Raw genomic sequence first — 26,363 nt, forward strand, 5'->3', positions numbered from 1 at the left:
TCGCGGGCCGCCTTTTCTTTTTGAACACACTTTGGCCAGACTCCGTTGCTTTTTGAAAGCAATTGGCAAAATCTCCTGTTCGTGCCATCGGGGCGCGAAGAATCACTGGGACAGGACGATACCTATGAAGAAATATGTCGTGGCAGGGGTGCTCTGCCTCGCGGCTGTGACGGGGACCGAGCGAGCGGCATATTCCGCCTCGTTTCTCGGTCTGAACCTTGGCGGCAAGCCGGTGCAGACGCAGGCGCAGCCTCCCGTCGTCAACGTGCAGAGCAGCGGCACGGAAATGCGCGTCCAGCAGCTGGAAGATCAGCTGCGCCAGCTGAACGGCCGCATCGAAGAGATGAGCTATCAGATCCTGCAGATGCAGGAATCGCTGCGCAAGACGCAGGAGGACAACGAGTTCCGTTTCCAGCAGCTTGAAAAGGGCGGTGGCGGCGCAGGCGGCGGTTCGACCGGCGGCAGCACCAAGGGCACCAAGAAGAGCGAAGCCGACGTTCCCCCCGCATCGACGAACCAGGCGCAGGCCGGTTCCCAGGGGCAGGGCGGCGATGACGTCGCGACGATCATCGAAGCACCGCAGGGAGCCGAAACGGCTCCCTCCAACGACGTGCCGTCGAACAGCGGTCTTGGCCAGCCGCCGCAGCAGCTGGGTTCGATGGACTTCGACCAGAACGGCAATCCGATCGGCGGCACGGTCAATCCGGGCGCCGAGGTCGGTTCTGCGCCGCTGCCACCTCCGGGCTCCGGCGCTTCGCCGCAGCAGACGGCATCGCTCGGCAGCGAGGCCGACCAGTACAAGGCTGCCTACGGCCATGTTCTCTCAGGCGACTACGGCACGGCGGAGCAGGAATTCACCCAGTACATCGCGCAGTATCCGGGCAGCGCCCGGGCGGCGGATGCGAATTTCTGGCTCGGTGAAGCGCTTTATTCGCAGGGCAAGTTCAATGAAGCGGCCAAGACCTTCCTGAACGCACATCAGAAATACGGCTCGTCGGAAAAGGCGCCGGAAATGCTCTTGAAGCTTGGCATGTCGCTGGCTGCGCTCGACAACACCGATACGGCCTGCGCCACGCTCAAGGAAGTCTCGAAGCGCTACCCGAAGGCATCGCGCGCCGTCATAAGCAAGGTCGCGAGCGAACAGAAGCGTCTCGCCTGCTAAGGGTTTCCGGTTTGTCTCCGGAAGCCATCCTGTCGCCCGAGGCTGCGGTCAGCCGCTTTCTCCAATCGCTTGCCGAACCCACGCGCATTCTCGTCGCGATTTCAGGGGGCAGCGATTCCACCGGCCTTCTCGTCGCCCTCAACGAAGCCATCAAATTCCAATCGAAATTCTCGCTCTGCGCCGCCACCGTCGATCACGATCTGCGCCCTGGCTCTGCGGATGAAGCGCGCGCTGCCGCTGCTCTCTGCCATTCTCTTTCCATAGATCATCTCATCTGCCGCTGGACAGGTCCGAAGCCGAAGACCGGCATCATGGCCGCTGCGCGCGAGGCCCGCTATCAGTTGCTCGCCGCCGCCGCGCGGAAACTCGGCGCAGATCTTGTTGTTACCGCCCACACGCTCGATGATCAGATCGAAACGCTGGCGATGCGCGCCGACCGTGGCGCCACGTCCGCAGCCGAGACCGGGATTGCCGACGCCATGCTGTTCGATCGCAGCATCTGGATCGCCCGCCCTCTGCTTGCCTCCAGCCGAGCGGACATTCGCGCGCTGCTCACCGCCAGCCATATCGGCTGGTCGGATGATCCGAGCAACGAGGACATGAAATATGAGCGCGTTCGAACGCGCGCAGCCCTCGCTGCGCAAAGCGCCGACCGTCTCGACATGCCTTCCATGGAAACGAGAGCGGCGCTTGCGGAAAGTGCTGCAGACTGGCTCGACCGGCATTTCTCTCTCGCCGACCGCGGCCTCGGGCGCGTTTCGCCACAAGGGATCGATGTTGGCGATCCGGCCTTTTGCTATGCGCTCGGCCGTCTGGCAGCTGTTTTCGGCGGGCAGGCGTTTCCGCTCTCGTCTTCGTCGCTCGAACGCGTCCTTGCATTTCTCGGAACCGGCGAGCCGGGGAGGGTGACGGCTGGCCGGGTGGTCTTCGACTGGCGGCGTGACGGTCTTTACCTGACGCGCGAGGACCGCGGCATCTTGCCACTCGCGCTTGCGCAGGGCGCCTCCGCCATCTGGGACGGGCGGTTTGTGATCGCCAACCATTCCGGCTCGGAAATCCGTGTCGAAAAGCAGGGTGCCATGCCAGCGCAAAATGACGTTGACGATCGCCTACCGCGATCTGCTCTCAAGCGCGCAATGGCTGCGGCTCCGGCAGTGTTTGCGGGAGATGACGCAATCGTGTCCGGAGCATTTTCCGGGGACATGGAGGTCATCCCGTATTTTGCGCCATTCGACCGCTTTTTGACACGATTCGACTTCAAGTTCGCACAACGCCTCGCGGCGGCTTTTGGAACACGCCCCTATCCAAGGTCACCTTTAGGTCTTATTGACGGAAAAACCATCTGACGGACCGGATCGCCTTGGCAATGACACGGCGCAACCCTATGTTAGAGTTCAAATAAGACGGCCGCCATGAGGCGGCTGTTCCAGTGCTGGGGAGTTCGATGAACCCTAACTTACGTAATTTCGCCTTGTGGGCGATCATAGCTCTGCTGCTGATCGCTCTTTTCAGCATGTTCCAGACGACGCCGGCACAGACCAGCTCGCGCGAAATCCCTTACTCGCAGTTCCTGCGTGAGGTTGATGCGGGCCGTGTGAAGGAAGTCGTGGTCACGGGCAACCGTGTCTCGGGCAGCTATGTTGAAAATGGCACCACCTTCCAGACCTATTCTCCTGTGATCGATGACAACCTGCTCGATCGCCTGCAGCAGAAGAACGTCCTGGTTTCGGCCCGCCCGGAGACCGACGGTTCTTCCGGCTTCCTGAGCTATCTCGGCACGCTGTTGCCGATGCTGCTGATCCTCGGCGTCTGGCTGTTCTTCATGCGGCAGATGCAGGGCGGCTCGCGGGGCGCGATGGGCTTCGGCAAATCCAAGGCCAAGCTTCTCACCGAAGCGCATGGCCGCGTGACGTTTGAAGATGTCGCCGGTGTCGATGAAGCCAAACAGGACCTCGAAGAAATCGTTGAATTCCTGCGCGATCCGCAGAAGTTCCAGCGTCTCGGCGGCAAGATCCCGCGCGGCGTGCTGCTCGTCGGTCCTCCGGGCACGGGTAAGACGCTGCTCGCCCGCTCGGTTGCCGGCGAAGCCAACGTTCCGTTCTTCACGATCTCGGGTTCCGACTTCGTCGAAATGTTCGTCGGTGTCGGCGCAAGCCGCGTCCGTGACATGTTCGAACAGGCCAAGAAGAACGCGCCCTGCATCATCTTCATCGACGAAATCGACGCCGTCGGCCGCCATCGTGGCGCCGGTCTCGGCGGCGGTAACGATGAACGCGAGCAGACGCTGAACCAGCTCCTCGTCGAGATGGACGGCTTCGAAGCCAACGAAGGCATCATCCTGATTGCCGCGACTAACCGTCCTGACGTTCTCGACCCCGCACTTCTGCGTCCGGGCCGTTTCGACCGCCAGGTCGTGGTTCCGAACCCTGACATCGTCGGCCGCGAGCGTATCCTCAAGGTTCACGCCCGCAACGTGCCGCTGGCACCGAATGTCGATCTCAAGGTTCTGGCCCGCGGGACGCCCGGTTTCTCTGGTGCGGATCTGATGAACCTCGTCAACGAAGCTGCCCTGATGGCCGCACGTCGCAACAAGCGCGTCGTCACCATGGCGGAGTTCGAAGACGCCAAGGACAAGATCATGATGGGTGCCGAGCGCCGCTCGTCCGCCATGACCGAAGCCGAAAAGAAGCTGACTGCCTATCATGAGGCCGGTCACGCCATCACCGCGCTCAAGGTTGCCGTGGCCGATCCGTTGCACAAGGCAACGATCATTCCGCGCGGCCGTGCTCTCGGCATGGTCATGCAGCTCCCCGAGGGCGACCGCTACTCGATGAGCTACAAGTGGATGGTCTCGCGCCTGACGATCATGATGGGCGGCCGTATCGCGGAAGAGCTGACCTTCGGCAAGGAGAACATCACCTCGGGTGCGTCCTCCGACATCGAGCAGGCCACCAAGCTTGCCCGCGCCATGGTGACCCAGTGGGGCTTCTCCGACGTGCTTGGCCAGGTCGCTTACGGCGAGAACCAGCAGGAAGTGTTCCTGGGCCATTCGGTTTCGCAGTCGAAGAATGTTTCGGAATCGACGGCTCAGAAGATCGACAGCGAAGTGCGCCGCCTGATCGAGGAAGCCTATGCCGAGGCACGTCAGATCCTGACGGACAATCACAACGAGTTCGTTGCGATTGCTGAAGGTCTGCTCGAGTACGAAACGCTGACCGGTGAAGAGATCAAGGCCCTGATCCGCGGCGAAAAGCCGGCGCGCGATCTCGGCGACGATTCACCGCCGAGCCGCGGTTCGGCTGTTCCGAAGGCGGGCGCACGCCCGGCATCGAAGGGCGATGAAACGGAAGGTGGCCTCGAGCCGCAGCCGCATTGACCGAAAGTACGAAAGACTAAGCTTAAGAGAGGCCGGGTTTCCCCAGGAAGTCCGGCCTTCTCGTATCGGTAACGCGATATAATCGGTTTTCGCGGTAATTGACGTGATGGCGCCTGCGTTTTGTGGCATGCCGCTATTATGCGCAGGCCGCGTTAGAGACATCGAACGAGTTGATTCGTTCTTGCGGCCGGGATTTGCTTGGCACATGGCGCCGTCTGCTTGGCGCGCCGGAAGCATAGGGGTACATATGAAGAGACGTTACTTCGGCACGGACGGCATTCGCGGCCAGTCGAACATTTTCCCGATGACGCCGGATCTGGCGATGCGGGTCGGCATCGCGGTCGGTACCATCTTCCGCCGCGGCAATCACCGCCACCGCGTGGTCATCGGCAAGGACACACGCCTGTCCGGCTATATGCTCGAAAACGCCATGGTTGCGGGTTTTACTGCTGCCGGCGTCGATGCCTTCGTTCTCGGCCCGATCCCGACACCGGCCGTCGCCATGCTGACGCGCTCGCTGCGCGCGGATATCGGCGTGATGATCTCGGCTTCGCACAATCCTTATGAAGACAACGGCATCAAGCTTTTCGGCCCCGATGGCTACAAGCTTTCCGATGATATCGAGCAACAGATCGAGGACCTTCTTGAAAGAGACCTGTCCAGTCAGCTCGCCAAGTCCGACGATATCGGCCGCGCCAAGCGCGTCGATGGCGTCCATGACCGCTATATCGAGCATGCCAAGCGCACACTGCCGCGCGACGTGACGCTTCAGGGCCTGAGGATCGCCATCGACTGCGCCAATGGCGCTGCATACAAGGTTGCGCCCGCCGCTCTCTGGGAGCTCGGCGCCGAGGTTGTCACCATCGGCAACGAGCCGAATGGCACCAACATTAACCTGAATTGCGGCTCGACCAGCCCGGTTGCCCTGCAGAAGAAGGTCGATGAAGTCCGGGCCGATATCGGCATCGCGCTCGATGGAGACGCAGACCGTGTGATCATCGTCGATGAGAACGGTGCCGTCGTCGATGGCGACCAGCTCATGGCTGTGATTGCCGAGAGCTGGGCCGAAAGCCAGCAGCTGCGCGGCAATGGTATTGTCGCAACCGTGATGTCGAACCTCGGCCTGGAACGGTTCCTCGGTGACAAGGGCATGACACTTGCCCGCACCAAGGTCGGCGACCGCTATGTGGTCGAGCACATGCGCCAGAACAATTTCAACGTCGGCGGCGAACAATCTGGCCATATCGTCATGTCCGACTACGGCACGACGGGTGATGGCCTCGTGGCGGCGCTGCAGATACTGGCTGCCGTCAAGCGCACCGGCAAGACCGTCAGCGAAATCTGCCGCCGCTTCGAGCCCGTGCCGCAGCTGCTGCGCAATGTGCGTATCTCCGGCGGCAAGCCGCTTGAGGATATCCAGGTTCAGAAGGCGATTGCCGATGCCGAAGCCGAGCTTTCGAAGAACGGCCGCCTCGTTATTCGCCCGTCGGGCACCGAGCCGCTGATCCGCGTCATGGCCGAGGGCGACGACCGCGCCCAGATCGAGCGCATCGTCAACGACCTGATCGGAACGATCTCGAACGTCCGCAGCGCGGCGTAAGATCCGCCCGATGTCTTGCATTGAACCGGCTCCACAAGCGCCGGTTTTTTGTTGCCGCAAGAATTATGGTGTCCGCTCTATGAACAAACACGGTAAATATTCGTAGTTAAGCGGGTTTTAACGTTTCCCGTTCATTATCCAGACAAAGCATATCAGATTGGCAGGCTCGCGCTCGGCCAATGTAACTTCTTTGGAGTGGATCATGAAAAAAGGCTTGGCCGGCATCTTCGCCGCACTGCTTATGACCTCGAATGCACTGGCGGCCGATCTCGCTCCTGTCGAGCCGGTTCCGGAAATGCCGCCTGAAGTGACTGTTACCGAAGCGACCGGTTGGTATCTGCGCGGCGATGTCGGTTATGGCTTCAACGATCTGCGCGGTGCCAAGTTCTATCAGGGCGGAAGCTCCGCTGACGAGGTGGACTTCACGACCTCCGATCTGCGCGACAGCTTCACCGTCGGCGGCGGTGTTGGTTATCAGGTCAACAGCTACCTGCGTACCGACTTGACGCTCGACTATCTCGGCAAGAGCGACTTCCACGGCTCGACGACCGGCGGCGGTTCTGCCTTCGGTGCCTGCCAGGTCACCTGCTCTTCTACCGATCTGTCTTCCTTGACGGCATGGACGCTGATGGCGAATGCCTATGTGGATCTTGGCACCTACGGCGTCTTCACGCCTTATGTCGGTGCCGGTATCGGTGGTTCCTACGTTAAGTGGAAAGATCTGCGCAACACGTCTTGCGACACCAGCGGCAGCGGTTTTGGTTGCGACGATACCGTCACGCATAACGGCAAGGGCGACTGGCGCTTCAGCTACGCTCTGATGGCCGGTGCATCGATCGACGTCACCTGCAACGTCAAGGCTGATGTCGGTTACCGCTTCCTGCATGTCGATGGCGGCAACATGTTCGGTTACGCTGAGAACGGCGGCCCGGGCCGCGACAAGGGCTTCAACGTCCACGAAGTCCGCGCCGGTGCACGCTACCTCTTCGGCGGCTGCGAGCAGCCCGTCGCTTACGAGCCGCAGCCGGAAATTCCGCTGCAGCAGCCTGTCTACAAGTAATCGGATCTCTATCGATCTTGCGAAAGCCGCCTTCGGGCGGCTTTTTGCTTTTCAGGCCTCGCGTCGCACCTGCGTCAAAAAATCCCCAGTGTGCGACACTTCTCCGTTGACCATGACGGGCGAGGTCTGTATTTACGGCGGCGGGACACCTCTCCCCAACGAGAGGCTAATTACCTGGAAGGGTATACATATGGCCGCTGCCACCGCAAAGCCGGACGTCCGTCCGAACAACACTCATTTCTCTTCTGGCCCTTGCTCGAAGCGCCCCGGTTGGTCGCTCGATGCTCTCTCCGACGCGCCGCTTGGCCGTTCGCACCGCGCGAAAGTCGGGAAGACGAAGCTGAAGCAGGCCATCGATCTTACCCGTGAAATTCTGGAAGTGCCCGCGGATTACCGCATCGGCATCGTKCCYGCCTCCGATACCGGCGCCGTCGAAATGGCGCTCTGGTCGCTGCTCGGCGAGCGCGGCGTCGACATGGTCGCCTGGGAAAGCTTCGGCGCCGGTTGGGTCACCGACGTCGTCAAGCAGCTGAAGCTGAAGGACGTCCGCAAGATCGAAGCCGGTTACGGCGAGCTGCCCGATCTCTCGACCATCGATTTCGACCGCGACGTCGTCTTCACCTGGAACGGCACCACCTCGGGTGTCCGCGTTCCCAACGCCGATTTCATCCCGGCTGACCGCAAGGGCCTGACGATCTGCGACGCGACTTCCTCTGCCTTTGCGCAGGACATGGACTTCGCGAAGCTCGATGTCGTCACCTTCTCCTGGCAGAAGGTTCTCGGCGGTGAGGGCGCTCACGGCGTTATCATTCTTTCGCCGCGCGCCGTCGAACGCCTGACGAATTATGCACCGGCCTGGCCGCTGCCGAAGATCTTCCGCATGACCTCGGGCGGCAAGCTGATCGAAGGCATCTTCACCGGCGAGACGATCAACACGCCGTCGATGCTCTGCGTCGAGGACTATATCGATGCGCTGCTCTGGGCCCAGAAGCTCGGTGGCCTGAAGGCGCTGATGGCGCGCGCCGATGCCAATACCAAGGTCATCGCCGACTTCATCGCCGCCAATGACTGGATCGCCAACCTGGCGGTCAAGGCGGAGACGGCTTCCAACACCTCCATCTGCCTGAAGATCGTCGACAAGGATGTCACCGCTCTCGATGCCGATGGCCAGGCGAATTTCGCCAAGGGTCTCGTCGCTCTCCTCGAGAAGGAAGGCGTTGCCTATGACATCGGCGCTTACCGCGACGCCCCGTCGGGCCTTCGCATCTGGGCAGGTGCCACCATCGAAGCTTCCGACATGCAGAAGCTCATGCCATGGCTCTCCTGGGCGTTCGAAACGCAGAAGGCCACGCTTTCCCAGGCTGCTGCCTGAGTTGATCGCATAAGGCCCCGCCGGAATGGCGGAGCCCAGCATCCCTGATTTCATCCATCGCTGAACACTTTTGAAGGAAGCCCACAATGGCACCTCGCGTTCTCGTATCCGACGAACTGTCGGAAACCGCCGTCCAGATTTTCCGCGACCGCGGCGTCGAAGTCGATTTCCAGCCGCAGCTCGGCAAGGACAAGGACAAGCTCGCCGAAATCATCGGCAATTATGATGGTCTCGCCATCCGCTCCGCCACCAAGGCGACCGAGAAGCTGATCGCTTCGGCGACCAACCTCAAGGTCATCGGCCGCGCCGGTATCGGCGTCGACAATGTCGATATTCCGGCTGCCTCGCGCCGCGGTATCATCGTCATGAACACGCCCTTCGGTAACTCGATCACCACCGCCGAGCACGCCATCGCGCTGATGTTTGCCGTTGCCCGCCAGCTGCCGCAGGCCGATGCCTCGACGCAGGCCGGCAAGTGGGAAAAGTCGAAGTTCATGGGTGTCGAAATCACCGGCAAGACGCTCGGCGTCATCGGTGCCGGCAATATCGGCGGCATCGTCTGCAAGAAGGCGATCGGCCTCGGCATGCATGTCCTGGCCTACGATCCCTTCCTGTCGGCCGAACGCGCCCAGGAAATGGGCGTCACCAAGGTCGAGCTCGACGAGCTGCTGGCCCAGGCCGATTTCATCACTTTGCATGTGCCGATGACCGACAAGACCCGCGGCATTCTCGGCAAGGACAATCTCGCCAAGACGAAGCCCGGCGTTCGTATCATCAACTGCGCCCGTGGCGGTCTGGTCGATGAAGCCGCACTCGCCGAAGCCATCAAATCAGGCCATGTCGCCGGTGCCGGTTTCGACGTCTTCGAAGTCGAGCCTGCCAAGGAAAGCCCGCTCTTCGGCCTTCCGAATGTCGTCTGCACACCGCATCTGGGTGCGTCGACCACCGAAGCCCAGGAAAATGTTGCTCTGCAGGTTGCCGAACAGATGTCGGATTACCTCGTCAAGGGTGCGGTTTCCAACGCCATCAACATGCCGTCGATCACCGCCGAGGAAGCACCGCTTCTGAAGCCGTTCATCAAGCTGGCTGATGTTCTCGGCGCCTTCGTCGGTCAGGTCACCGACGAGCCGATCAAGGAAATCGAAATCCTCTATGACGGCGTGACCGCCGGCATGAACACCCGCGCTCTGACCTCGGCAACGCTCGCCGGTCTGATCCGCAGCCAGGTGGCGGACGTCAACATGGTTTCGGCGCCTGTTATGATCAAGGAAAAGGGCATCGTCCTCTCCGAGGTCAAGCGCGACAAGACCGGTGTCTACGACGGCTACATCAAGCTGACGGTCAAGACCGACACCATGACCCGCTCGATCGCCGGTACAGTGTTCTCGGACGGCAAGCCGCGCTTCATCCAGATCAAGGGTATCAACCTCGACGCTGATGTCGGCTCGCACATGGTCTATATCACCAACACCGACGTTCCTGGCATGATCGGCTTCATCGGCACGACGCTCGGCTCGGCCGGCGTCAATATCGCCAACTTCCAGCTCGGCCGTGACAAGCAGGGCGGCGATGCGATCGCGCTGCTCTATGTTGATGGACCGCTGAACGACGAAGTTCTTGCCAAGCTGACTGCCAATGCAGCAATCCGCCAGGCCAAGCCGCTGGTCTTCGCCGTCGATTGATTTTCCTCCCAGGAAGACAGGAAAAGCCCGGCGCGGGAAACTGCGCCGGGCTTTTTTACGCGTCAGGGATCAGATCAGGCGCTGATGCTGCCGGCATCGGGCACGCGGCCTTGCGGCGTCAGCCCGTCGACCGCCTGCGGCAGGGTCTTGGAGAGGCGGGCGAGAAGGTCATCTTTGTTGAGGCCGGTCGCCTTGGCGAGCTCGTCGAGAATATCGGGACCGAGGGCTTGGGAAAGCTGGCCGTTGTCGATCGGCTTGTTCTCGCCAGAGGAAACCCAGGAATTTGCCGTGTCGCCGAAGCCGTTTTGCTGGAAGTGATCGAGCAGACCGCCAAGGCCGCCGCTCAATATGCCGCCGGCCGAGCCGCCTTTCAGCAGGTCGCCAAGGCCGCCTGCACCGGCAAGACCGCCGAGAAGGCCACCCAAACCGCCGAGGCCGCCGGTTTGTGTCGCGCCGCCGCCATCTTGCCCGCCGCCGAGAATGCCACCAAGGAGACCGCCCAGGCCGCCACCATCCGCTTGCGGCGCGGCTCCGCCAGGCTGGGTGCCTGAGGCTTGAGGCTGTGCGCCGCCGGTCAGTTCGCGTAGCGTGGCTGCAATCTTGTCGCGGTTCTGATAGCCCGCAACGGCCAATATGCCCAGCAATGCCGTAAGATTCCTGCGATCCATGGTGTCCTCCCGCTGAAATCGCCAGGGCGCAATCCGCCCGGATGCCTCAATGCACGAGACGGAAAAATGTTCCGTAGCGCCGGTATTTTCAGCCGCGCGGCTTGAGCAGGCGAAGGGCGTTCATCGTTACCAGCACAGTTGCACCCGTATCGGCCAGGATTGCGGGCCACAGACCGGTGACGCCAATGATCGTCGTGACCAGGAAAACCGCCTTGAGACCGAGCGCGATGGTGATGTTCTGGAAGATGTTGCGCATCGTTCGCTGCGACAGTGCGATCATCTCTGCGACATCGCCGACACGTCCGTGAAGGATCGCCGCATCCGCAGTTTCGAGCGCGACATCGGTTCCGCCACCCATCGCGATGCCGATATCGGCGGCGGCAAGCGCCGGGGCGTCGTTGATGCCGTCACCGACCTTGGCAACAGTGAAGCCCTCGCGCTTCAATTCGCCGACGACGCGCTGCTTGTCTTCGGGCATCAGTTCGGCGCGCACATCGATACCGAGCTGCTTGCCGATCGCCTGGGCGGTGCGGGCATTGTCGCCCGTCAGCATGACGATCTTCACGCCGCGGGCCTTGAGAGCGTCGAGGCCGGCCCGCGCGTCGTCTCGCGCTTCGTCGCGCATGGCGATCAGACCGGCAATCGTATCATTGACGAGAAGGATCGAGACGGTCTTGCCGTCGTCGTTCAGTGTCTGGATCGCTTCGCCCTGCTCGGCGGTCAGCCGCTCGCGCACGGCGGCGGGGGAAAAGAGGTCGAGCTTCTCGCCACCGGCACGACCGCTCATTCCCTTGCCTGCAACGGCCGAGGCTTCAAGGGCAGGCGGGACCGGCAGCTTGTCGGCTGTTGCCCTGTTTAGGATTGCCAATGCCAGAGGGTGGCTGGAGTTGCGCTCGAGCACGGCAGCGCGCGACAGGATCTGCGCCTGGGTCAACGTGCCGAAGGAGACGATATCGATGACCTTCGGCTTGCCTTCGGTCAGCGTGCCGGTCTTGTCCAGCGCGACGGCGGTGATCTTGCCGAGGCCTTCCAGCACGGCGCCACCCTTCAGCAGCAGCCCGCGGCGCGCACCTGCCGAGAGCGAGGCGGCGATGGCGGCAGGCGTCGAGATCACCAATGCGCAGGGGCAGCCGATCAGCAGGATCGCCAGCCCCTTGTAGATCCATTCGTCCCAGGCGCCGCCCGTAATGAGAGGTGGCAGGATGGCGACCAGTGCGGCAACTGCGACGACACCGGGCGTATAGTAGCGCGAGAAACGGTCGATGAAACGCTCTGTCGGCGCCTTCGATTCCTGGGCTTCCTCGACGAGCTTTACGACGCGGGCAATGGTGTTGTCGGCCGATGCGGCGGTGACGCGAATGCGCAATGCGCCATCGCCATTCACCGTTCCGGCAAAGACGATGTCATCAGGCGTCTTGCGAACCGGAACGCTCTCGCCTGTAACGGGCGCTTCGTCGATTGCGCTTTCTCCGGAAACAATGATGCCGTCAGCCGAAATCCGGTCGCCGGGGCGCACCAGAATGATGGCGCCGACGGCAAGCGTCTCGGCCGGGACTTCGCGGGTTGCGCCGTTTTCCTCAAGCAATGCGCTTTTCGGCACGAGCGCGGTCAGCGACTGGATGCTTGCCCGGGCTCTACCCGCCGCAACGCCTTCCAGCAACTCGCCGACAAGGAAGAGGAAGACGACGGCCGCGGCTTCTTCCGCCGCATTGATGACGACGGCGCCGACCGCGGCGATGGTCATCAGCATCTCGATAGAAAAGGGCGTGCCGGCCAGCGCCGCCATCACCGCCCGCCTTGCGATGGGTACAAGACCGATCAGCATCGCGACCATGAATGCGTAAGGCGCGATCGCCGGGACAAGGTGACCCGCCGCATAGGCTATGACGAAGGCCGCGCCCGACAGGATGGTGAGCCTGCCCTTGCTGCTTTTCCACCAGGGACCGGTGGACAGCGTGTGATCATGACCATGCAGGCCGGGGATTTCGGCCTCATCGTGCGAATGTCCGGCATGATCATGACCGGCCTTCTCCGGCGATGCTTCTGCAGCCTTGCCGCCCGCCGCCATCGGCACGACGGAATAGCCAAGGCCGGTGACGCGTTTCTCGATTGTGCCGAGATCGCTGCTGCCATTGTGGCGCACCGTCATCGTACCAGCCGTCACGGAGACCGAGACATCCTCGACGCCAGGCACGCGGCGCACCGCCGTGTCGATCTTTGCCGCGCAGGAGGCGCAGTCCATGCCGCCGACGCGGTATTTTGCCTGGGATGTTTCGGCCATGATCCGGTTCCTTGTCTTCTACCGGTTTTCTTCCTACATCCTCTAGTCACTAGAGGTGCAAGAGGCGATCATGAAAAAAATCACCATTGGAGATGCCGCGCGTCAGAGTGGCGTCAAGGTGCCGACGATCCGCTATTACGAAAGCATCGGATTGCTGGCTGCCCCAAGCCGTAGCGAGGGCAACCAGCGCTCGTATGAAGTGTCGGATATCCGGCGGCTGGCCTTCGTGCGGCACGCGCGCGAGCTCGGTTTCGAGGTCGATGCCATCCGGGCGCTGCTGACGCTGCAGGACGATCCGCATCAATCCTGCGCATCCGCCGATGCCATCGCCAAGGCCCGTCTCATCGAGGTCGAGCAGCGTATCCGCAGCCTGACGGCGCTGAAGGCGGAGCTGGAGACCATGGTGGAGGGCTGCTGCCACGGGCGCGTCGACCAGTGCCGGGTCATCGAGATACTCGCCGATCACGGCCAATGCATGCACGACCATCATTGAACTTAAAACCGCCGTGGCCGTTTCTTCGACTGGACAATGGAGGAGCCTGTCATGACGAAGATGAGCCTTGCGGATATTTCCAAGAAGATGCGCGATATCGATGTCGCGATGCTATCGACCCATACCGACGGCGGCGCGATCGCCGGCCGGCCGATGAGCAACAACCGGGAGGTCGATTACGATGGCGACTCCTACTATTTCACATGGTCGGATTCGCGCATGGTCTCCGATATCGAGCGTAACCCCAAGGTCTCGCTGACATTCCAGGGGAAGCAGTTCTTCTCGATCGCCGTCGAGGGTAAAGCCGAGGTCGTGCGCGACAAGAAGGCCTTTGAGGAACATTGGACCAAGGACCTCGACGACTGGTTCAAGGATGGTATCGACACCAAGGGCGTAGCGATGATCAAGGTCCATGCCGATCGCATCCATTACTGGAGTGGCGAAGAGGACGGCGAGGTCAAGCTGAAGAACTAGGCCATGCAGCGCCGGTGGCAAAAGAATAGTCACCGGCGCGCTGACGGGAAGCACTTGCCGAGATTTTACAGAACGACGATGCCTATTCATCGGGCTTTCGCCTAAAGTTTAGGCGTGCTATGATTCTGATTTTATTTAGCTTTTTTATTTATAACGGAAGAGTCCTATTTCAATGTCCGATAAGATTCATGGCCTTCACCACGACGAATCCAGATGATTTCCACGCCCCGAACGATGACTTCCGTTCGCTGTTCGAGACCCATCCGTCGCCGATGTGGGTCTATGATCCCGTCACGCTGCGTTTCCTGATCGTCAACGATGCGGCCCATGATCTCTACGGCTATTCCGCCGAGGCCTTCGCGCGGATGACGGTGCTCGACATCCGGCCCGCGACCGAGCGGGAGCGGATGGTCAGCGCCGTTCAGGGCCGGACCGATATCGAGCGGGCCGAGCGCTGGACGCATCTGAAGGCCAGCGGCGAGCCCTTCGAAGTGCTGACCTACGGGCGCGAGGTGCGCTTCGACGGCGGCAATGCCATTCTTGCCATCGTTCAGGACCGAACCGAGGTCAACGCCGCCAGACGGCAGGTCACTGACGCTCGCTCACTGCTTGACAGCATCGTCGATAACCTGCCGGTCGGTGTCTTCGTCAAGGATATGGAAGACGACGGGCGCTATGTGCTGTTCAACCGCCAGAGCGCCACGATTGCCGAAATGCCCGGCCGCGAGATCGTCGGCAAGACCGACCGCGTAGTGTTTCGCGACAAGACGCGGTTTTTCCGCGAGCAGGACAAACGGGTGCTGGAAGAAGACATCACGATCACCTTCGAGGAGGTCATTGCCAAGAAAGGCGGCGGCCACCGTCTGCTGAAGACGGTGAAGCGTGCGCTTCCAGCATCTGAGGGCCGTCAGCGCCGTTATCTTCTCGGCATCTCGCAGGACGTGACCGAGGAGCGCGCTTTCGAAGCGCGCCTTGCGCATCTTGCCATGCACGATGCCCTCACCGGGCTGCCGAACCGCGCGGCTTTTGCCGATCATATCGAGAGCCATGCCGCGGCAGCGACGGCGCAGACGCCGATCGCGCTGCTGTACCTCGATGTCGATCACTTCAAGCTGATCAACGACAGCAAGGGTCACGCGGCCGGCGACGCGCTGCTCTGCCAGGTGGCGCGGCGGCTGAAGATGCTGCTGGAGGAGGGGGATCTCGTGGCGCGCCTAGGCGGCGACGAGTTTGCGATCGTGTTGAAATCCGGCGATTGCGGCCGGACTGGACGCTTTGCCGAGCAGCTGCTCGCGGTGCTCAGCGCGCCTTTCGATCTCGACGGCAGCAACGAGCACGTGACCTGCAGCATCGGTGTCGCCTTGGCGCCGGATCATGCCGGCGATGCCGACGTGCTGATGCGGCATGCCGATCTGGCGCTTTACGCCGCCAAGGAAAGCGGCCGCTCCACCTACCGTTTCTACGAGACGGAAATGCGCCTTGAAGTGGAGCGGCGTCATCAGCTCATCGCCGAATTGCGCGATGCCGTCGAGAAGCGGCAGTTCGAGCTTCACTACCAGCCGATCGTGCAGGCGGCGAGCGGCGAACTCGCCGGTTTCGAAGCATTGATCCGCTGGCATCACCCGAGCCGAGGACTTGTGGCGCCGATGGAATTCATTCCGCTCGCCGAAGAAACCGGGCTGATCGTGCCGATCGGCGAATGGGTGCTGCGCGAAGCCTGCCGCGTTGCAGCCGGCTGGCCCGAACATCTAAAGATCGCCGTCAATCTTTCGGTCTGCCAGTTCCGCCACAACACGCTGCTCGCGACCGTCGTTTCGGCGCTCGGCGACAGCGGATTGCAGGCGCAGCGGCTGGAGATCGAAATCACCGAGTCCGTTTTCCTCGCCGATGTCGAACAGAGCCTGCCGCTGCTTCGGGCCCTGAAGGAGCTCGGTCTGCGCATCGCCATCGACGATTTCGGCACCGGCTATTCGTCTTTCAGCTATCTGAGGGCCTTTCCCTTCGACAAGATCAAGCTCGACCGCAGTTTCGTCGCCGGCATGGAGAGCGACCCCGGCAATCTGGCAATCATCCGTGCCGTCGCCGGCATCGGCTCAGGGTTCAATGCGGTGACGCTTGCCGAAGGCATCGAGACGGAGGAGCAGCTGCAGAGGCTACGGCGGGAAGGCTTCGCGGAAGTGCAGGGCTATCTGCTCGGCAAGCCGATGCCACAGGCCGACGCCGAGCGGATGATCGAAGGCGATGTGCCGTTAAGGCGCGCCCGCTACCGTTGAGATCATCGCGTCGAAGGCATCTGCTGCCTTGCTGCGATAGCGCTCTTCATGCCGCAGCAGGAAGAAGGGCCGCGGCAGCGGCTTTATGGCCGCTTCGACGATGGTGCCGCTCTTGAGTAAGGGGTCGGCGAGGATCCGCGACATCAAGGTCGCTCCCAATCCAGCCTCGACGGCGCTAATGATCGGCTCGTTGGCGGGCAATTGCAGGGTAACGTCAAGCTCGGCGAGACTGAGACCCTCTGCCTCGATCATGCTTTCGAAGGCATGCCGCGTGCCCGATCCCGCCTCACGCATCACCCACGGGGTTTGCCGGAAGTCGCCGATGCTGCGCGGCTTGCCGTCCGTCCAGGGGTGACCGCGGCCGACGATGACGATCATCTCATCGATCGCAACCTGCCGGGCCGAAACGCCGCGGCGATCCTCGCGCCATTCGATCAGTCCGATTTCCGTCTTGCCGTTCATCACGGCGTCGGCCGTTTCGACGGTGTTGCCGATGCCGATATTGAGCTTGATGCCGGGATAGAGCTTGCGATAGGCGGCCAGCTTCGGCGCCAGCCAGTGCGCGGCGGCCGTCTGGCTGGCGATGATCGACAGTTCGCCATGCATCAGGCCGGAGAGATCCATCAGGGCCGCCTCCGCTGCCTTGGTACTTGCCAGCACCTGCTGTGCTTCCTTGAGAAACAGCTGGCCCGTCCGGTTGAGGACGATCGAGCGGCCGACGCGGTCGAAGAGCGTCACGCCGTGGCGGGTCTCCAGCGCGGTTATTGCGGCGCTGACGGCCGATTGCGTCATGTTCAGATATTCGGCGGCGCGGGTCACATGCTGGCGGGCGGCGACTTCGACGAAGATGCGGAGTTGCTCAAGGGTCATTTCATCGATTTTATCGAACGTTTTTACAATTACAATTCGTTGGAAGCGATTAATTCAAGGGGCTATTGGTGACGCCGAAAGATGAGGCGAGCGGCAATGACCATTCTGATGAAAACCGGTGCGGGTGATGTTCCCAGCGAAGGGCTGAGGCTTGTCCGGCATTTCACGCCCAACTGGTTTGCAGCAACGATGGGCACCGGGATGTTCGCCGTCTGCCTGGCGCAGTTTCCATCGGCACCGGCGCTCTACAGCCTCGGCGAAACGCTGTGGGTGGCGAACCTCCTGCTCTTCATTGCTCTTTCGCTTATCTATGCGGCGAAGTGGATCATCTATCCTGGCGATGCGCGCCGGATCTTCGATCATCCGGTGCTTTCGATGTTCTTTGGCTGCATTCCGATGGGACTCGCCACCATCATCAACGGCTTCGTGATCTTCGGGCAGCCGCTGATCGGGGATCTCGCGATCGATATCGCGCAATCGCTCTGGTGGTTCGATGCGGCGCTGGCGATCCTTGCCGGCCTTTCCATTCCACTTGCCATGTTCACCCGGCAGGAGCACGCGATCCATCAGATGACCGCGGTCTGGCTGCTGCCTATCGTCGCCTCCGAGGTGACCGCCGGCAGCGGGGCGATGCTGATGGCGCACCTGCCGTCCGGTGCGCCGCAATTCACCATGCTCTTCGCGAGCTATGTCCTCTGGGCCTGCTCCGTGCCGCTGGCGCTCGGCATTCTGGTGATCCTCTTCCTGCGCATGGCGCTGCACAAGCTGCCGCCTGCCAATATGAGCGCGACGAGCTTTCTGGCGCTCGGCCCGATCGGCACCGGTGCTTTCGGCCTGGCTCTCTTTGCCGCCAATAGCGGCAGTGTGCTGGAAACAAAGGGGCTCGGCGAACTGGCGACGGCGATGGCTGGCGCTAGCCTGCTCGGCGCCGTTCTGCTCTGGGGCTATGGCCTCTGGTGGCTGGCGATCGCCATCGCGACGACGGTCAGCCATGCGCGCGAAGGGCTGCCGTTCAATCTCGGCTGGTGGGCCTTCACCTTTCCGATCGGCGTCTATGCGGTTACTACGCTGCGGCTGGGCCAGCTGCTCGACTTTCCGCTGCTGACAAGTTTCGGCGGCGTGCTGGTGGCGGCGCTTGCGATGATCTGGCTGGTCGTGGTCGGCAAGACGCTCTCCGGCGCGCTGAAAGGTTTTCTCTTTGCCGATCCCTGCCTGGAGAACTGAATTCTGCGCGGCATAGGCCGCTCACTCGTCACGACGCTGGCCGAATTCCGGCTGTGGCGGCTGCCCCTTGCGTGGGCGGCCAATCCTTTCTATATCCAGCGGCACGGAAAGCCCGGCGGACGAGCCCGCCGGACGCATTGAAACCGGCCGTATTTGCAGCGCAAAGTATGCCGGTGGCATCAATCGTGGAACTCGCGCAGAATTTGGCAGTCGGACGTGAATACACTGGATTTTGACAAGAAGCCGGAAGACACCCGTGTCGTCGTTGCCATGTCGGGCGGCGTCGACAGTTCCGTCGTGGCCGGGATTCTGAAACGCCAGGGCTATGACGTTCTCGGCATCACCCTGCAGCTTTACGATCATGGCGCCGCCGTTCACCGCGCCGGTTCGTGCTGCGCCGGTCAGGATATCGACGATGCGCGCCGCGTCTGCGAGACGCTCGGTATTCCGCATTACGTGCTCGATTATGAAAAGCGCTTTCGCGATACGGTGATCAACCCGTTCATGGAAAGCTATGTGGCCGGTGAAACGCCGATCCCCTGCGTGTCCTGCAACCAGACCGTCAAGTTCGCCGATTTGCTGGAAACCGCCAAGGAGCTCGGGGCCGATGCCTTGGCCACCGGCCATTACATCCGCTCGCGGCCCAATCCTGCGAGCGGCGCGCCGGGACGCAGAGCGCTCTATCGCCCTGCCGATGCCGATCGCGACCAGAGCTACTTCCTGTTCGCGACGACGCAGGAGCAGATCGATTATCTGCGCTTTCCGCTGGGCGGTCTGCCGAAGTCTGAAACGCGCAAGCTTGCCGAAGAGATGGGCCTCGTCGTCGCCAAGAAGGCCGACAGCCAGGACATCTGTTTCGTGCCGCAGGGCAAGTATTCCGATGTCATCAACAAGCTGAAGCCAAATGCGGCGCTGGCGGGCGAGATCGTTCATCTCGACGGCCGCGTGCTCGGCCGTCATGACGGTATCCTGCATTATACGATCGGCCAGCGCCGCGGCATCGGCGTCGCCACTGGCGACCCGCTCTATGTCGTCTATCTCGACGCGCGCTCGCGCCGCGTCATCGTCGGCCCCAAGGAAGCGCTGGAAACCCACCGCGTCTATCTGCGCGACGTCAACTGGCTGGGCGACGAACCGCTGTTGCAGGCTGCTGCCGGCGAAGGCTTCGCCTGCTATGCCAAGGTGCGCTCCACCCGTGTGCCGGAACCGGCGGTGCTGCGCGCCGACGCATCGGGCATCTATGTCGATCTGACCGTCGGCGAAGCCGGTATCGCGCCGGGCCAGGCCTGCGCGCTCTATTCGGCGCCGGGCGATGACGCCCGCGTTTTCGGCGGCGGCTTCATCGAACGCTCGGAACGCGAGCCCGCAGCGGAAGCTTCGCTGAAAGCACTTCTGAGCCAGCCGGTGGCTGCGTGAAATTGTTGGGAAAAGCCATGCTGCAGCGCTCCCTTTTTCTCCTTCACGTGCTTGACACAAAGCCGAGACGCTCTTAATAACCCGCTCATCCGACAGGCCGCCGCTTTGCGAATGTCTTGTCCGGATGGTGTGGCTGGGTAGCTCAGTTGGTGAGAGCGCAGGATTCATAACCCTGAGGTCGGCGGTTCAATTCCGCCCCCCGCTACCATTTTTCATCACCGAATACGCATTCTAATGTGAGGCTTGGAAAAGCTTCTGATCGCTTTTTGCGATGAGACTTTTGGGCAGCTCTGCTTGCTTTGATTCTGGTCAGATGCGTTCTGTGCCTTCAGCGTCTTCATCCCACATTTCCCAAGCGCTCGACGTTTTGACCAAAAATGCCCGCCGCAATGGTGTGCGACGGGCATAGGTTGATCCGAAGGCCGATCTGTCAGGCTATCACCGGCAAATCCGTTCACGTCTTTGAATGAGATCACCGTGACGCCAATAGCGAACGGTCTCCGGCGAGCAGGCAGGCCACTATTATTTTCTTCATGCTTCTTCCAACGTTCTGTTGACGAGACTGGAAAAGCAACGCGGTCTGCGCGGTTTGGTTCCTGAGAGCGTGGTGATTTGCATCGGCTCACCGGATTCGGGCCCGTAGGCTTTCAGGATACCCCCGGCTATCCCGCAGCAGACAGCGTCTGCATCCGTTCCGCGATAAACGCGCTGGCCTGTTCTGCAGGCATCGCCTTTCCGAACAGGTAGCCCTGGCCGATATCGCAGCCGAGGCGGGTGAGGTAGCCGAGCTGGCTGTGTTCCTCGATGCCCTCGGCCGTCGTCTTGATGTTCAGGCTGTGGCCGAGGCCGAGCATGGCGCGGACGATCTTTTCCTGGCGTTCGTCGTCTTGGTAGGTGGCAACGAAGCTCTTGTCGATCTTGATCTTGTCGAAGCGGTAGCGGGCAAGCTGGGCAAGGCTGGAATAGCCGGTGCCGAAGTCGTCAAGAGCGATCTGGACGCCCGCCGCATGCAGTTCGTCGAGGATGACGGCGGCCACCGCCGGATCCTGAATCAGGGCGTTTTCGGTGATCTCGATCTCCAGCCGCTCCGGCGGCAGGCCGGAGGCGACCAGCACCTTGAGGACGCGCGAGGCCAGCAATCTGTCTTCCATCTGCACCGGCGAGATGTTGAAGGAGAGCACGATCCGGTCATGCCAGGCCAGTGCATCGCTGCAGGCCTGGGTCAGCAGGTTTTCGAAAAGCTCGGTGATCATTCCTGTCTCTTCGGCAATGCCGATGAAGACAGGCGGCGGGATGCTGGTGCCGCTATCGTCGGTCCAGCGGGCAAGCGCCTCAAAGCCGCAGATATCACCGGTCTTCAGGTCGATCAGTGGCTGGTAGAAGGGCCGGATGGCCTTTTGCTGGATGGCGGTGCGCAGCTTGGCTTCGAGGGCCGCGCGTTCGGCGACCTTGTCCTGCATCGAGGCTTCGAAGGCGAGGGCATGGTTGGGGCCGCGCGACTTTGCTTCGTACATGGCAAGATCGGCGCGGTGCGCGGCGTTTTCGAGCGGCTCGCTGCCCTCGATCCAGCGCTCGTAGCCAACACTGGCGCCAACCTCGACGGCAAAGCCGTCGATGCTGATTGGCCGGGTGACGGCCTGAATCAGGACGCGAGCGAAATGCCGCTCGCGCTCCTCGGTCATGCCGGCGCCGATGATGACGAATTCGTCGCCGCCGAAGCGGTAGACGCAATCGGCGTTGCCGAGCGAACAGATGCGGCGCGCCACCTCGATCAACAGGATGTCGCCGCCCTTGTGGCCGACGAGATCGTTGACCTTCTTGAAGCCGTCGAGATCGACGGAAAACACGGTGACATTCAGCGCTTCCGCCTCTGCATGCTCGTGGTTCTTCGGCGTGGAGCGGGTGAGCTTTTTACGCTCGAAGGCGTAGCGGTTTGGAAGCTTGGTCAGGTGATCGTGGGTGGCCGTCCAATCGGCCTTGAACTGGGCCGCGGCACGAAGCTCCATTTCCTGGCGGAGATCGGCTATGCGCAGGATCGAATAGATGAAGCTCATCGCACCGGCGATGACGAAGGCGAGCACCAGTTTCTCGGCGCCGTAATCGTCGAACATCTGTACAAAAGCCGACAGCCCGTCGCCGAATTGCAGCCAGGCGCCGAGCAGCCAAAGGACCGTTCCCAGCATCATGACCGATAAACATTGCCTTCCGGCACGGCTACGAAAGAACCCCGGCATCGTCATTCCTCACCCCATATAAGACATAGCAATATCATCGAAGTCTGAAATGTTCGTTGAAAACGGGTAGTGATTGTTTGCTGCAATCGCTGGGCTGCGGAAGGACGTAAGGGATGGCTGGTCGCACGGAAACGACGGGCCTGGCCGGCTCCGCCCAAGTTTTTAGACGCGAATTGAAACCTTTAGCGTGCTTCCCGCTTTAAAGAGCAAAACCAGAGTGGGAAGCAATGTCCGCATTCTATTTCAAGACGCATGACAATGACGGCACTGTGCCAGCCGACCGGGCATTCGAGTTTCCGGATCTGATATCGGCCGTTGAGCAGGCCAAGCGCGTGCTGGCGGAAATGGCGCTGGATGGGTTGCCGTCGGCGCCGGGCGAGCGGCTGAGTATCGAAGTGCAGAACGGCCAGCGTATGCCGATCGTCAATCTCGAACTCGAGCTGACCATCAGCTACCTGCGCCAATCGTGAAGGTGGCCGGCGGAACCAAGCGATCGCTTCTGCCGTTTGGACATTGAAGTTGAAACGCTTAGGAGGACAGGTCCATGCAGGTCGTCGGCACTCAGGTCATTCCCAGCCATGGCGGAAAATCGGGATTCACCGTCGAATTTGTCAGTGATGGCGGCGAGGTCGTTTCCGTTCAGATGAAGGGAGCCGATGATCTCAACCGGCAAAACGCAATCGATAAGGCGAAGGCGTTGATGGGCGAATTTGCTTCGGCCGAGGCGCAGGAAGGCGGCGATATGCGCGTTCGCGAGAGTGCGCGCGTTTCCAAGGCAGAGCAGGAGCTGGAAGCGCAGCTTGACCGTGGCCTTGAGGATACGTTTCCGGCAAGCGATCCGGTTTCGGTGACCAGTCCGTCAATTGCGGGCGACGGCGTCAAACACTGACGCAAATCCCATTTATAGTCACGCTGGGTATCATTGCCTTGCGGTCATCGGGTTGATCGCAAGGCGTTTTTCCGTCACTTGTATTTCAGAAAATCCTTTTCAGAGAAATCCCTGATGTCATCCAACACCTCCTTCGTTCGCTCGACGCTGATCATGCTCGGGCTCGGCGTTCTGCTTCTGGTGGGCATCGTCGGGACCTCGCTGTGGTTGACGAGGGAGAACCGGGTCTATTCCGATACCGTTGCCGAGATGCGCCGGATCCGCAGCGGCTCGGCCGATCTGCTTTCGGCGCTTCAGGATGCCGAAACCGGCCAGCGCGGCTTCCTGCTGACCGGCGAGCAGAGCTATCTCGATCCTTTCAATCTGGCCTTGAAAAATCTGCCGGAGCGGCGAAAGCGCCTTGCCGATGCCGTTGCCAACTACCCGGAATATGCCGGGAAACTGCCTGATCTCGACAAGGCGATCGACGGCAAGCTGGCAGAGGTCGAGAACACCGTAGCGCTCGCCCAGAGCGGAAGGCAGCAGGAAGCGCTTGCCATCGTCAGCAACGACAGCGGGCGCGTTTACATGGACGATGCCCGGCGCCTTATGATCGGCTTCATTGGACTGACCGACGAGCATTTGCGGGTGATCGTTGCCGAGCAGCTTGAGGCCGCCAGCGATCTGCAATGGGTCACCGTCGGCGGTGCGCTGGCGATCGTGATTGTGCTTGGCGGCGCCATCCTCATTATCTTCCAGCACGTGCGCGATCTGTCGCGTGCGCGTGAGGAACTGGAAGCGCTGAACAGCGGCCTCGAGGAGCGCGTCAACGAGCGCACAGAGGATCTGATGCAGGCGAATCAGGAGATCCAGCGATTCGCCTATATCGTCACCCACGACCTGCGCGCGCCGCTGGTCAATATCATGGGCTTCCTCAGCGAACTGGAGGCGAGCCTCGTTGCAGTGACGGCCTATGTGATGGCCGACGAGAAGAAGCCGAGCGAAAGCGAGATTAAGGAAGCGCGGCTGGCGGTGGAGGAAGACCTTCCGGAGGCGATGAGCTTTATCCGCTCGTCGACGCGGAAAATGGATTCGCTGATCAACGCCATCCTCAAGATTTCCCGCGACGGGCGCCGCAAACTGGTTCCGGAGAGGGTCGACCTCAAGGCCGCGATGGAGACTGCGGCTGCGAGCGTTCACCACCAGGTGGTTGCTGCCGACGGGACGATGGAGATGGACATTCGCGTTCCGGCGCTCATCACGGACCGCTTCTCGCTGGACCAGATCGTCGGCAACCTTTTCGACAATGCGGTCAAATACCACTATCCTGGCCGCCCGGTGAAGATTGCGGTCCGGGCAATGCCTGCCGGCAAGGGCCGTATCAAGATCGATGTCGAGGACAATGGCCGCGGTATTGCAAAGAACGACCGCGAGCGCGTTTTTGAGCTGTTCCGCCGCGCCGGCGAGCAAGATCAGCCGGGCGAGGGGATCGGCCTGGCATATGTGCGTTCGTTAATACGAAATTTGGGCGGCGACATTACTGTCGAGTCGACGGAGGGTACCGGCAGCACGTTCACGCTGCTCCTGCCTTCGGATCTCACCACCATCGTAAAGGGTACAGAGTCATGAAAGCCACGGGCCAGGAAGTCACGATCGTGATGATCGAAGACGATGAGGGGCATGCCCGCCTCATCGAGAAGAACGTGCGCCGGGCCGGCGTGAACAACGAGATCGTTCCCTTCACCAATGGCAAGAGCGCTCTCGATTTCATCCTCGGTGCCGATCGCAGCGGTGAGGTCAGCAGGGACCGCTATCTGCTGGTGCTGCTTGATTTGAACCTTCCCGATACGTCGGGCATCGACATTCTCGAGCAGATCAAGGGCAACGAGCACACCAAGCGCATGCCTGTGGTGATCCTGACGACGACCGATGACGAGCGTGAAATCCAGCGCTGCTACGATCTCGGCGCCAATGTCTACATCACCAAGCCTGTGGACTATGAAGGCTTCGCGCACGCGATCCGCCAGCTCGGCCTGTTCTTCGCGGTCATCCAGATTCCGCAGCAATAACGCGAAAAGGCGAGCGGTTTGGCTGCTCGCCCTTCTTTCAGCTCACCAGCATCGGGATGCTGATGACAAAGCCTATGAGAACAACGGCGGTAACGATCTTCAGAAGACGCACGCGCCGTGTACGCTCCCCACTCCAATCATACGTCATGGCTGGTCTCCCCGGGGCAAGGACTTAGCGCCCGGCAAGCCGGGTTCAATAGGTATCGCGCAACTTGCTTGCGTAAGGCTTATCTAAATTTCATGTTGGAAATGGTAGCCTAGCGGCCGAAGCGCAGCGCCCAGCGGCGGCCGTCATGGCTCATGCGCAGGATGGCAAGCGGCTCGATGTCGGCCAGCCAGAACGAGGCGAGCGGCGCGTTCAGCACATGGAGAACGGCGGCCCGGATCACCGCAGCATTGGCGACTGCGATCACGTGCCCGTCGAGGCTCTGCTGTTCTTCCATCCAGCCGGTGACGCGAGACTGAAGTTTGGCGAGACTTTCTCCGCCATGCGGCGCCGATTGCGGATCCGTCATCCATTGAACCAGAGCGTCCGGCTCCTTTGCCTGCAGATCGGCAAGTGAGCGTCCCTTCCAGCGGCCGTAGTCTGGATCGGCGAGCCTTGGGTCGCCGGTGGCGGCAAGGCTCAGGATTTCGGCCGTCTGCAATCCTGCCAGGGCAGGGCTGCTTGCGCTCCGATCGGCGTGCCGAAGCTTCTCCGTCAACGCTGCGGTTTCCACAACGGCGCTCTGTTCCAGTGGCTCGTTCAGAGGGAAGCGGCCTTCGCGGTTGGCGCTGGTCGGGCCGTGGCAGATCCAGGTCAGCCGGGTATGCACAGGTGAGCCTCCGGCTTGCCGTGGATGGCAAATGAAGTTTCGTTGACAGTTCTCAGCCTAGAGATATAACGGGCATGTTGCGGGTTTGGAAGCCGGTGGAAATCCGGCGCGGTCGCGCCACTGTGACCAGGATGCGAAAGCAGGCTGGAAGTCAGACCTTGCCGCCAACACTCTTTCGACTGAACGCGTCATTCCAGGAGGAATACATGTCTGACACCACTTTTGCGCCCGTCGCAGCACCGGCGCCAATCCCGGTAGGCGAAATCCTGCCATGGGCGATCTTCGGCGGCCTGCTGATGATCATCGCCATCTATTTCGTCGGCACGGAAGAAGGCGCCATGGCGCTTTTCAACGGCATGTATGTGCACGAATTCGTGCATGACGGCCGCCACCTTCTCGGCTTCCCCTGCCACTAAAGGACGACAG

The 26,363-nt window shown here is 61.4% G+C and carries 22 protein-coding genes and 1 tRNA gene; 18 read left to right on the forward strand and 5 right to left on the reverse strand.

What is annotated here, in order from left to right:
* The first annotated feature begins 124 nt into the window (after window positions 1-124).
* The 7 genes from ybgF (at window position 125) to serA (ending at window position 10,252) form a co-directional block, all read left to right on the forward strand.
* Complete coding sequence (gene ybgF / locus AC1DIJ_RS21825) at window positions 125-1,162, forward strand: tol-pal system protein YbgF (protein ID WP_112385429.1); 1,038 nt, start codon at window positions 125-127, stop codon at window positions 1,160-1,162.
* Between the two features lie 11 nt (window positions 1,163-1,173).
* Window positions 1,174-2,508 (forward strand): tRNA lysidine(34) synthetase TilS, encoded by a 1,335-nt coding sequence (gene tilS / locus AC1DIJ_RS21830; RefSeq protein WP_112385428.1) that lies wholly within the window; start codon window positions 1,174-1,176, stop codon window positions 2,506-2,508.
* A gap of 98 nt (window positions 2,509-2,606) precedes the next feature.
* Complete coding sequence (gene ftsH / locus AC1DIJ_RS21835) at window positions 2,607-4,538, forward strand: ATP-dependent zinc metalloprotease FtsH (protein ID WP_112385427.1); 1,932 nt, start codon at window positions 2,607-2,609, stop codon at window positions 4,536-4,538.
* 247 nt (window positions 4,539-4,785) lie between these two features.
* Entirely contained in the window at window positions 4,786-6,138 is a 1,353-nt protein-coding gene (glmM, locus tag AC1DIJ_RS21840) for a phosphoglucosamine mutase (RefSeq protein ID WP_112385426.1), read from the forward strand.
* A 202-nt stretch (window positions 6,139-6,340) separates the two neighbouring features.
* Complete coding sequence (locus AC1DIJ_RS21845; protein ID WP_112385425.1) at window positions 6,341-7,198, forward strand: outer membrane protein; 858 nt, start codon at window positions 6,341-6,343, stop codon at window positions 7,196-7,198.
* A gap of 190 nt (window positions 7,199-7,388) precedes the next feature.
* Window positions 7,389-8,570 (forward strand): phosphoserine transaminase, encoded by a 1,182-nt coding sequence (locus AC1DIJ_RS21850; RefSeq protein ID WP_112385424.1) that lies wholly within the window; start codon window positions 7,389-7,391, stop codon window positions 8,568-8,570.
* A gap of 86 nt (window positions 8,571-8,656) precedes the next feature.
* Window positions 8,657-10,252 carry a phosphoglycerate dehydrogenase gene (gene serA, locus AC1DIJ_RS21855; RefSeq protein ID WP_112385423.1) on the forward strand — a complete coding sequence of 532 codons (1,596 nt, stop codon included), beginning with the start codon at window positions 8,657-8,659 and terminating at the stop codon, window positions 10,250-10,252.
* A 74-nt stretch (window positions 10,253-10,326) separates the two neighbouring features.
* On the opposite strand, the gene AC1DIJ_RS21860 is transcribed toward serA, so the two are convergent.
* Window positions 10,327-10,920: a YidB family protein gene (locus AC1DIJ_RS21860; RefSeq protein ID WP_112385422.1), complete on the reverse strand. Its 594-nt coding sequence runs from the start codon at window positions 10,918-10,920 to the stop codon at window positions 10,327-10,329.
* Between the two features lie 88 nt (window positions 10,921-11,008).
* A complete protein-coding gene (locus tag AC1DIJ_RS21865; protein ID WP_112385421.1) occupies window positions 11,009-13,201 on the reverse strand; it encodes a heavy metal translocating P-type ATPase in 2,193 nt (730 codons plus the stop codon).
* A 70-nt stretch (window positions 13,202-13,271) separates the two neighbouring features.
* Between AC1DIJ_RS21865 and AC1DIJ_RS21870 the strand changes: the two genes are divergently transcribed.
* The 3 genes from AC1DIJ_RS21870 (at window position 13,272) to AC1DIJ_RS21880 (ending at window position 16,441) form a co-directional block, all read left to right on the forward strand.
* Window positions 13,272-13,694, forward strand: coding sequence for a MerR family transcriptional regulator (locus tag AC1DIJ_RS21870; protein WP_112385420.1), 423 nt, complete (start codon window positions 13,272-13,274; stop codon window positions 13,692-13,694).
* A gap of 51 nt (window positions 13,695-13,745) precedes the next feature.
* On the forward strand, window positions 13,746-14,168 hold the full coding sequence (locus AC1DIJ_RS21875; RefSeq protein ID WP_112385419.1) for a pyridoxamine 5'-phosphate oxidase family protein: 423 nt from the start codon (window positions 13,746-13,748) through the stop codon (window positions 14,166-14,168).
* A 188-nt stretch (window positions 14,169-14,356) separates the two neighbouring features.
* Window positions 14,357-16,441, forward strand: coding sequence for a bifunctional diguanylate cyclase/phosphodiesterase (locus tag AC1DIJ_RS21880; protein WP_112385418.1), 2,085 nt, complete (start codon window positions 14,357-14,359; stop codon window positions 16,439-16,441).
* Here the strand turns inward: AC1DIJ_RS21880 and AC1DIJ_RS21885 are convergent.
* Window positions 16,418-17,311 (reverse strand): LysR family transcriptional regulator, encoded by an 894-nt coding sequence (locus tag AC1DIJ_RS21885; protein ID WP_112385417.1) that lies wholly within the window; start codon window positions 17,309-17,311, stop codon window positions 16,418-16,420. The genes AC1DIJ_RS21880 and AC1DIJ_RS21885 overlap by 24 nt on opposite strands.
* Window positions 17,312-17,407: 96 nt before the next feature.
* On the opposite strand from AC1DIJ_RS21885, the gene AC1DIJ_RS21890 reads away from it, so the two are divergent.
* The 3 genes from AC1DIJ_RS21890 (at window position 17,408) to AC1DIJ_RS21900 (ending at window position 20,159) form a co-directional block, all read left to right on the forward strand.
* Window positions 17,408-18,535 (forward strand): TDT family transporter, encoded by a 1,128-nt coding sequence (locus AC1DIJ_RS21890; protein ID WP_112385416.1) that lies wholly within the window; start codon window positions 17,408-17,410, stop codon window positions 18,533-18,535.
* Between the two features lie 216 nt (window positions 18,536-18,751).
* A complete protein-coding gene (gene mnmA, locus AC1DIJ_RS21895; RefSeq protein WP_112385415.1) occupies window positions 18,752-19,951 on the forward strand; it encodes a tRNA 2-thiouridine(34) synthase MnmA in 1,200 nt (399 codons plus the stop codon).
* Between the two features lie 131 nt (window positions 19,952-20,082).
* Window positions 20,083-20,159, forward strand: a tRNA-Met gene (locus AC1DIJ_RS21900).
* A gap of 454 nt (window positions 20,160-20,613) precedes the next feature.
* Here the strand turns inward: AC1DIJ_RS21900 and AC1DIJ_RS21905 are convergent.
* Window positions 20,614-22,185, reverse strand: coding sequence for a bifunctional diguanylate cyclase/phosphodiesterase (locus tag AC1DIJ_RS21905; protein ID WP_112385701.1), 1,572 nt, complete (start codon window positions 22,183-22,185; stop codon window positions 20,614-20,616).
* A gap of 227 nt (window positions 22,186-22,412) precedes the next feature.
* On the opposite strand from AC1DIJ_RS21905, the gene AC1DIJ_RS21910 reads away from it, so the two are divergent.
* The 4 genes from AC1DIJ_RS21910 to AC1DIJ_RS21925 all read left to right on the forward strand — a co-directional run bounded on the left by AC1DIJ_RS21910 (window position 22,413) and on the right by AC1DIJ_RS21925 (window position 25,122).
* A complete protein-coding gene (locus tag AC1DIJ_RS21910; protein WP_112385414.1) occupies window positions 22,413-22,655 on the forward strand; it encodes a DUF6894 family protein in 243 nt (80 codons plus the stop codon).
* 74 nt (window positions 22,656-22,729) lie between these two features.
* The gene (locus tag AC1DIJ_RS21915; protein WP_112385413.1) at window positions 22,730-23,074 is read left to right on the forward strand and encodes a hypothetical protein; all 345 of its coding nucleotides are present in this window, start codon (window positions 22,730-22,732) and stop codon (window positions 23,072-23,074) included.
* 114 nt (window positions 23,075-23,188) lie between these two features.
* The gene (locus tag AC1DIJ_RS21920) at window positions 23,189-24,682 is read left to right on the forward strand and encodes a sensor histidine kinase (RefSeq protein ID WP_477831549.1); all 1,494 of its coding nucleotides are present in this window, start codon (window positions 23,189-23,191) and stop codon (window positions 24,680-24,682) included.
* Window positions 24,679-25,122 carry a response regulator gene (locus AC1DIJ_RS21925; protein WP_112385412.1) on the forward strand — a complete coding sequence of 148 codons (444 nt, stop codon included), beginning with the start codon at window positions 24,679-24,681 and terminating at the stop codon, window positions 25,120-25,122. The genes AC1DIJ_RS21920 and AC1DIJ_RS21925 overlap by 4 nt, the downstream gene beginning before the upstream one ends.
* Window positions 25,123-25,379: 257 nt before the next feature.
* Here the strand turns inward: AC1DIJ_RS21925 and AC1DIJ_RS21930 are convergent, their stop codons facing one another.
* A complete protein-coding gene (locus AC1DIJ_RS21930; protein ID WP_112385411.1) occupies window positions 25,380-25,937 on the reverse strand; it encodes a histidine phosphatase family protein in 558 nt (185 codons plus the stop codon).
* Window positions 25,938-26,143: 206 nt separating this feature from the next.
* Here AC1DIJ_RS21930 and AC1DIJ_RS21935 point away from each other — a divergent pair, with 206 nt between their 5' ends.
* A complete protein-coding gene (locus tag AC1DIJ_RS21935) occupies window positions 26,144-26,353 on the forward strand; it encodes a CbtB domain-containing protein (protein WP_097590488.1) in 210 nt (69 codons plus the stop codon).
* The last annotated feature ends 10 nt before the right edge of the window (window positions 26,354-26,363 follow it).

It is taken from the genome of Rhizobium sp. 10N427, assembly GCF_056394605.1.

Excerpts from the sequence above, each read along its gene's own strand:
- ybgF (WP_112385429.1), top strand. The coding sequence starts at position 125 with ATGAAGAAATATGTCGTGGCAGGGGTGCTCTGCCTCGCGGCTGTGACG.
- ftsH (WP_112385427.1), top strand. The coding sequence starts at position 2,607 with ATGAACCCTAACTTACGTAATTTCGCCTTGTGGGCGATCATAGCTCTG.
- glmM (WP_112385426.1), top strand. The coding sequence starts at position 4,786 with ATGAAGAGACGTTACTTCGGCACGGACGGCATTCGCGGCCAGTCGAAC.
- AC1DIJ_RS21845 (WP_112385425.1), top strand. The coding sequence starts at position 6,341 with ATGAAAAAAGGCTTGGCCGGCATCTTCGCCGCACTGCTTATGACCTCG.
- serA (WP_112385423.1), top strand. The coding sequence starts at position 8,657 with ATGGCACCTCGCGTTCTCGTATCCGACGAACTGTCGGAAACCGCCGTC.
- AC1DIJ_RS21860 (WP_112385422.1), bottom strand. The coding sequence starts at position 10,920 with ATGGATCGCAGGAATCTTACGGCATTGCTGGGCATATTGGCCGTTGCG.
- AC1DIJ_RS21865 (WP_112385421.1), bottom strand. The coding sequence starts at position 13,201 with ATGGCCGAAACATCCCAGGCAAAATACCGCGTCGGCGGCATGGACTGC.
- AC1DIJ_RS21870 (WP_112385420.1), top strand. The coding sequence starts at position 13,272 with ATGAAAAAAATCACCATTGGAGATGCCGCGCGTCAGAGTGGCGTCAAG.
- AC1DIJ_RS21875 (WP_112385419.1), top strand. The coding sequence starts at position 13,746 with ATGACGAAGATGAGCCTTGCGGATATTTCCAAGAAGATGCGCGATATC.
- AC1DIJ_RS21880 (WP_112385418.1), top strand. The coding sequence starts at position 14,357 with ATGGCCTTCACCACGACGAATCCAGATGATTTCCACGCCCCGAACGAT.
- AC1DIJ_RS21885 (WP_112385417.1), bottom strand. The coding sequence starts at position 17,311 with ATGACCCTTGAGCAACTCCGCATCTTCGTCGAAGTCGCCGCCCGCCAG.
- AC1DIJ_RS21890 (WP_112385416.1), top strand. The coding sequence starts at position 17,408 with ATGACCATTCTGATGAAAACCGGTGCGGGTGATGTTCCCAGCGAAGGG.
- AC1DIJ_RS21905 (WP_112385701.1), bottom strand. The coding sequence starts at position 22,185 with ATGCCGGGGTTCTTTCGTAGCCGTGCCGGAAGGCAATGTTTATCGGTC.
- AC1DIJ_RS21910 (WP_112385414.1), top strand. The coding sequence starts at position 22,413 with ATGTCCGCATTCTATTTCAAGACGCATGACAATGACGGCACTGTGCCA.
- AC1DIJ_RS21915 (WP_112385413.1), top strand. The coding sequence starts at position 22,730 with ATGCAGGTCGTCGGCACTCAGGTCATTCCCAGCCATGGCGGAAAATCG.
- AC1DIJ_RS21920 (WP_477831549.1), top strand. The coding sequence starts at position 23,189 with ATGTCATCCAACACCTCCTTCGTTCGCTCGACGCTGATCATGCTCGGG.
- AC1DIJ_RS21925 (WP_112385412.1), top strand. The coding sequence starts at position 24,679 with ATGAAAGCCACGGGCCAGGAAGTCACGATCGTGATGATCGAAGACGAT.
- AC1DIJ_RS21935 (WP_097590488.1), top strand. The coding sequence starts at position 26,144 with ATGTCTGACACCACTTTTGCGCCCGTCGCAGCACCGGCGCCAATCCCG.